We start from the raw sequence: 6,473 nt of genomic DNA, 5'->3' as shown, positions 1-6,473 counted from the left end.
TGAGCAGTGGCACGGACGTGCAGCTGGTGCTCTCCCAGAACACCACCATTCACTACTCCCCCGATGGGACCCCTTCGGAGCAGGACCTGGCGGTGGCCGCCTTCTTCTCGGGGTCGCTGGAGCCCGGGCAGTGCATGACGCAGCAGCTCGAAGCGACCGCGCAGGTCCCTCAGGAAGGTGTCTGGTACCTGGGGGCCGTGGCGGACCCGGCCAACGCCGTGCCCGAGCTGATCGAGACCAACAACACGCGCGCCAGCCAGCTCCTCGGCATTGGCAGCCAGGCGGACCTCATCGTCCAGGCGGTGAGTGCCCCGAACAGCGCCGCGCCCGAGGGTGGGTCCTTGGAGGTCACCGTCACGGTGTGCAACCAGGGCACGACGGGAGCCAATGCCTACGCGGAGTTCTACCTGTCTCAGGATAAGGCGATCTCCATCCTCGACACGCAGGTGGGTTGGGCGTCCTTGGGCATGCTGGGGCCTGGGCAGTGCACTTCGGCTCGGCGGCCTTCGTCGCTCTACGTGGCCGAGGGCGACTGGTATCTGGGCGCCATCGCCCACACGATCTCCGAGCCGGAGTTCTCCACGGAGAACAACGCCCGCACCGGCGCCGTCGTCCGCGTGGGCTACGCGCCGGACTTCCTCATCCAGTCGGTGAGCGCTCCTCCAGGCGTCGTGCCGGGAGCGCCGTTCACGGCCTCGGTGAGGGTGTGCAACCAGGGCACGGAGAGCGGCAGCACGGACGTGCAGCTGGTGCTCTCGGGGGACGCCACCATCCGCTTCTCCCCGGAGCTCCCTCCCGGCGAGCAGGATCTGCCGCTGGCCTCCTTCTCCGCGGGGCCTTTGTCACCAGGGGAGTGCCAGACACAGGAGGTGGAGCTCAGCCTCCAGCCTTCGCGCCTGGGCACCTGGTACCTGGGCGCCGTGGCCGACTCGGCCAACGCCGTGCCGGAGTTCTTCGAGGACAACAACACGCGCGCCAGCAAGCCCGTGGGGATTGGCTCCAAGGCCGACTTCATCATCCAGGCGGTGAGCGGCCCGCCCAGCGTCCTTCCGGGAGCGCTGTTCACGGCCGAGGTGACGGTGTGCAACCAGGGCACCTCGGGAGGGAGCGCGGACGTGGTGGTTCTGCTCTCGGAGGACACCTCCATCCGCTTCTCCGGCGAGGCCCCGTCCGACGATCAGGATCAGCCCCTGGCCTCCTTCTCGGCGGGGAGGTTGGAGCCGGGCCAGTGCGCGACGCAGCAGGTGCAGGCCAGCGTGCAGCCTTCGCTCGAGGGCGCCTGGTACCTGGGCGCGGTGGCCGACCCGGCCAAGGCCGTGCCGGAGCTCTTCGAGAACAACAACACCCTCGCCAGTGAGCCCATGGGGATCGGCTCTGGGCCCGACTTCGTCCTTCAGGCGCTGGATAGCCCGCGTGGCGTCCGGCCCGGAGGGATGCTCTCGGCCGAGTTCACCCTGTGCAACCAGGGCACGCAGAGCGGCGGCACGGACGTGCAGCTGCTGCTCTCGGCGGACACCACCGTGAGTGCCTCCTCCAACGGTTCTTCGCCGCAGGATCTGCTGCTGACCTCCGTCTCCACGGGGCTGCTGGCGCCAGGGCAGTGCGTGACGCGACAGGCGCAGGCCGTGGCTCCGTCTCAGCTCGAGGGTTCCTGGTACCTGGGCCTCGTGGCGGATCCGGCCAACACCACGCTGGAGCTCCTCGAGACCAACAACACGCGGGTCAGCCAGTCGGTCTTCATTGGCTATCAGGCTCGCTTCGTCGTCCAGGCGCTGAGCCACCAGCGCAGCGTCGTAGCAGGAGGGCAGCTCCGCGTGGATCTCACGGTGTGCAACCAGGGGACAGCGTACGGCACACCCCAGGCGGCCATCGTCCTGTCCCGCGACCGGGAGTTCTTCCCGTCGGATACGGTCCTAGCCCCGGTGTACCTCTCAGGTCTGTCGGCGGGAGAATGCCACTCTGGGTTCTTGTTCCCGGCCGCCTCCGCTCCGGAAGGACTCTGGTACCTGGGCGCCGCTGTCTTCCACGAGTACGTCCCTGAAAACCTCCATGACGTGCGGTTCGGTGACACCGTCGCCATTGGCACTCAGCCCGACTTTGTCATCCAGGCGGTGAGCGGTCCGGTCAGCGCCCTGCCCGGGCAGCCGTTCACGGCTTCGGTCAAGGTGTGCAACCAGGGCACGGTGAGCGGTGGTACGGAGGTGCAGCTGGTGCTCTCGTCCAACGGTACTGCGGCGCATCAGGACTTGCCGCTGGCCTCCTTCTCCACGGGCGAGCTCTTGCCGGGCCGGTGCATGACGCAGCAGGTGGAGACCCAGGTGCTGCCTCCACACGAGGGAGCCTGGTACCTGGGCGCGGTGGCGGATCCGAGCAGCTCCACGCCGGAGTTCCTCGAGACCAACAACACGCGCGTCAGCGCTCCAGTGGGCATTGGCCAGAGGCCCGACTTCATCGTCCAGACGGTGAGCGGGCCTGCCAGCCTCCTGTCCGGGGCACCGCTCAGGGCCGAGGTGACCGTGTGCAACCAGGGCACCGTGGGCGGCAGCACCGACGTGCAGCTGGTGGCCTCGCGGGACACCACCATCCGCTTCTCTTCGGGGAGCGCTGTCCCGGATCCGGACCTGCCGCTGACGGCCTTCTCCACGGGCGTGCTGGAGCCGGGCCAGTGTGCGACGCAGCAGGTGCAGGCCAGCGCGCAGGTCCCCCATGAGGGGGCCTGGTACCTGGGAGCGGTGGCGGACCCGGGCAGCTCCACGCCGGAGCTCCTCGAGGCCAACAACTCACAGGCCAGCGCGCCGGTGGGCATTGGCCACCAGCCCGACTTCATCGTCCAGTCGGTGAGCGCTCCTCCCAGCGCCGAGCCCTGGCAGCAGTTCACGGTGGCGGTCACGGTGTGCAACCAGGGGACGCTGGGCGGTGACACGGACGTGCAGGTGGTGCTCTCCAGGGACACCACCCTGGCCTTCGCCTCCGCCAGCCTGCCTCCTGCCCATGACGTTCTGCTGAGCACCTTCGCCACGGGACTGCTGGAGCCGGGCCAGTGTACGACGCGGCAGGTGCAGACCCGCGTGGTCTATGACGCAGGGGATGGCGTCTTCTACCTGGGCGCGATCGCCAACCCTGGGTACTCGCAGCCGGAGCTGGTGGTGAGCAACAACGCGCGAGTGGGGGGCCTCATTGGCATTGGCCGCGCGGCGGACCTCTTCATCCCGTCGATGAGTGGCCCCGCCTCCGCCACGTCTGGAGCTCCGTTCACGGCCGAGGTGACGGTGTGCAACCAGGGCACCAATGGGGCGAGGGCCCGTGTGTACCTGGTGCTGTCCGAGGACACCGACATTCACTACGGCCCCTATGAGCGTCCGGAGGACAATGACGTGCTCCTGGGGTTCTTCCCCACGGATGTCATCATGCCGGGGCAGTGCAGCACGCTGCCAGGACAGGTCAGCGCGCAGGTCCCGCACAACGGCCTCTGGTACCTGGGAGCCGTGGTCAACGCAGACTGGGGGGATCTCATCGTGAGCAACAACACGGCCTCCGCTGGCGCCATCCAGATCCACGAGTGAGGGGGCGGCTCTCCGGGAGCCTGTAGAGAGGGATCTGATGCCGCGCGCTGCGTGGCGTCAGATCCCGGCCCCATCCGCCAGCTGCTCTGCCAGGCCTGTCCGGATCGAGGCCGCCTCGGGTGAGCTGGCCACCTCGGCGCGGTTGCGCGGCCAGGGGCTGTTGATCCGCACATCCCGAGTCACGCGCGCCGGCTTGCCGTTCAGGACCACGACCCGGCCGGCGAGGTAGAGCGCCTCTTGGATGTCGTGGGTCACGAACAGGATCGACACCCCTGTCTCCCGCCACACGCGGATCAGCTCATCCTGCAGCGTGGCGCGTGTGATCGCATCCAGCGCGGCGAACGGCTCGTCCATCAGCAACAGCGAGGGCTTTACCGCCAACGCACGGGCCAGCCCCACGCGCTGACGCTGGCCGCCCGAGAGCTGCCAGGGCCACCGCTTCGTGAACTCGCTGAGCCTGACCAGCGCCAGCGCCTCCTCGATGCGGCGCTGCCGCTCCTCGCGTGAGAGCTCCAGGGCCTCGAGCCCGAAGGCGACATTGCCTCGCACGGTTCGCCAAGGCAGGAGGCGCGCCTCTTGGAAGACCAGCGCCACGGGCAGTCGCGCGCGGTCCACGGGCAGGTCGAGCTTGACTTCGCCGCTCGTCGGCTGGGCCAGCCCGGCCAGCACGCGCAGCAGGGTCGACTTGCCGACTCCGGACGAGCCCACCACGACCACGAACTCGCCTGGCGCGATGTCCAGCGTCAGGTTCTCGAGGACCGGAGTGCCCGCCGCGCCACCATAGGAGAGCGAGAGCTGCCGGATTGCCGCTAGCGTCGCCAACGGAGCACCCAGTCATGGAAGGCCACGAAGAGCATGTCGATGGTTCCGTAGAGCGCCGCCAGGGTGAGCATGTAGACCAGGACGATCTGGCCGTTCAGCAGCCCTGAGGCCTGCATCATGCGCTGCCCAATCCCATCGATGCCGAACAGCTCGGCCGCGAGCACCGACGTCCACGCCTGGCCGATCCCCGTGCGCACTCCGGCGAGGATCCCGGGCGTAGCCGCGGGCAGCAGGACCTTGAAGAGCCGGGCGCCGAGCGAGCGGTGGCCGAAGGCGAGCGCCACCTCGATCAGATCCTTGTCGACCGCCTGCACGGCGCCGAGCGCGGCGAAGTAGTTGATCCAGAAGACGGCGATCCCGATGATGAAGACCGCCGCCGACTCGCTCACCCCGAACCAGAGGATGGCGAACGGGATCCAGGCGATGCCAGGGATCGGGCGCAGCACCCGTATCACCCAGGCCTGCGCTGTCTCCAGCCGGGGCATCAGCCCGGCGAGGCTGCCGGCCAGGCACCCCAGGAGCGAACCGGCGAGGAGCCCGAGCGCGTAGTGACCGAGGCTGGCCTGGACTGTCTCCAGCCAGATGCCCTCCGTGAACTCGCCCCAGAACGCCTCGGGGACCGCGCTGGGCGGTGGGAAGACGGTGCGCCTGATCAGGCCCGTGCGGGACGCGAGCTCCCACAGCGCGAAGAAGAGCACCAGCCCCCCCAGACTCTGGAGGGGCCGGGCCATGAAGACCACAGCGACCCTCGCGGGCCACGAGCGCTCGGCCACTGAGGGCACGGTCATTTACCGCTCTTCACTCCGGACCACAGGGAGAAGTCGAAGAGCTGCTCCATGGGCACGGGCTTCTTCAGCACGCCCATGGAGATCTGGAAGTCCTGCATGATCCGCGTGGATTCGACGATCTCATGCGGATCCGCGGCGAACTGGCTGGAGGGGGAGGTGAGTGCGCGGCGGATCGTGGCCACGTCGGTGAGGCCACGCCCGAGGTAGTGGTGGGCGTGCTTGGCGGCGCGCTCCGGCTCTTTCTTGATGAGCTCGGTGGCCCGCACATGCAGGGCCACCAGCTTGGCCAGGGCCGCTCCCTTGGCCTTCAGCGCCTCGCCCGTCACGGCCACCACCGAGCCGGGCTGCTTGGGGAACATCTGGCCGCCGAGCGCCACGAGCTTGATCTGCGGATCCTTCTCACGCACCAGCGTCAGCGCCGGCTCGCGGATGGTGGCGGCGTCCACCGCGCCCGCAAGCACCGCCTGCTGCGTCTTGTCGATTCCCATGCCGACGATGTCGACCGTGGCGAGCTCCACGCTGGAGACCTTCTGGAGCCAGTAGCGCAGGGTGGTGTCGGGCACGGACCCCAGCGGCTGGGTGGAGAACTTGGGCTTGCGGCCCTCCGCCTTCGTGAAGGCCGCGATGGCGGCGGTGACGCTCTTGTTCTCCTCGAGGGTCTTGGCGAAGGGGCCGGTGGCCACCACCGTCATCTCCTCGATGGCGGTGTTGGCAATCACGCGGGCATCGATGTCGCTTCCGCGCGCCACGATCACCGGGCCAATCCCGCCGTAGTAGGCGTCCAACTGCTTGCCGGACAGGGCCTGGATCATCACCGGCCCGGAGTCGAAGCGGATGAGCTTCAGCTCGAGGCCCGCCTCCTTGTCCCACCCCTCGCCCACGATCACGAAGAGCTGTGAGATGCCGAGCACCGGGATGTAGCCCACCTCGAGCTTCTGCTGGGCTCGAGCGACGGTGGGAAGGGCCAGCGCGAGAAACAGGGACAGGAGACGCAGCAGCGTACGCAAGATGGAGACCTCAGGGAGTCAGAGAGGAGCGCCAGTGCGGCCGTTCCCGTCCTGTCCATTTAAGCCTGGAACGTGAGTTCGGGGAAGGTGTTCTCAGGCACGTCAAACAGCCCGCTCACCACCGCTCGGGCCATGGCCTGGGTCCGAGGCACTCGTCTTGCCCGTCGAGCAGCTCCTGGAAGGAGAGGCCCTCATCGAGCAGACGCCGCTGAAGGGTGCGCTCGCTCATGTGCAGGCGCTTCGCGACATGCACAAGGGTGGGTCGCCCCTCACTCAGGGACGCTGTCAGCTGG

General features: G+C 68.5%; 4 protein-coding genes. 1 reads left to right on the top strand and 3 read right to left on the bottom strand.

Annotated features, from left to right (window positions below; translation table 11 throughout):
• Positions 1-3,563: CARDB domain-containing protein (locus VD972_RS21160; RefSeq protein ID WP_324989759.1), on the top strand; the 3,563-nt coding region annotated here is incomplete at its 5' end.
• Between the two features lie 57 nt (positions 3,564-3,620).
• Here VD972_RS21160 and VD972_RS21155 read toward each other — a convergent pair.
• From VD972_RS21155 to VD972_RS21145, 3 genes are read right to left on the bottom strand one after another with little or no spacing between them, the layout of a single operon-like run.
• Positions 3,621-4,385: an ABC transporter ATP-binding protein gene (locus tag VD972_RS21155; protein ID WP_324989757.1), complete on the bottom strand. Its 765-nt coding sequence runs from the start codon at positions 4,383-4,385 to the stop codon at positions 3,621-3,623.
• On the bottom strand, positions 4,373-5,173 hold the full coding sequence (locus VD972_RS21150; RefSeq protein ID WP_324989755.1) for an ABC transporter permease: 801 nt from the start codon (positions 5,171-5,173) through the stop codon (positions 4,373-4,375). Before VD972_RS21150 ends, VD972_RS21155 begins: the two co-directional genes overlap by 13 nt.
• Positions 5,170-6,180, bottom strand: a complete 1,011-nt coding sequence (locus VD972_RS21145; protein ID WP_324989752.1) for an ABC transporter substrate-binding protein — start codon at positions 6,178-6,180, stop codon at positions 5,170-5,172. Before VD972_RS21145 ends, VD972_RS21150 begins: the two co-directional genes overlap by 4 nt.
• Positions 6,181-6,473: the final 293 nt, after the last annotated feature.

The sequence above is a fragment of the Hyalangium sp. genome (assembly GCF_035629615.1).
In the GTDB taxonomy this organism is placed as follows: domain Bacteria; phylum Myxococcota; class Myxococcia; order Myxococcales; family Myxococcaceae; genus Hyalangium.
The sequence above is the reverse complement of the archived record's forward strand: the minus strand, read 5'-3'. Positions and strand labels throughout refer to the sequence as shown.

Bases quoted from the DNA above. Each gene is read 5' to 3' on its own strand.
- VD972_RS21150 (WP_324989755.1), bottom strand. From the start codon at position 5,173: ATGACCGTGCCCTCAGTGGCCGAGCGCTCGTGGCCCGCGAGGGTCGCT.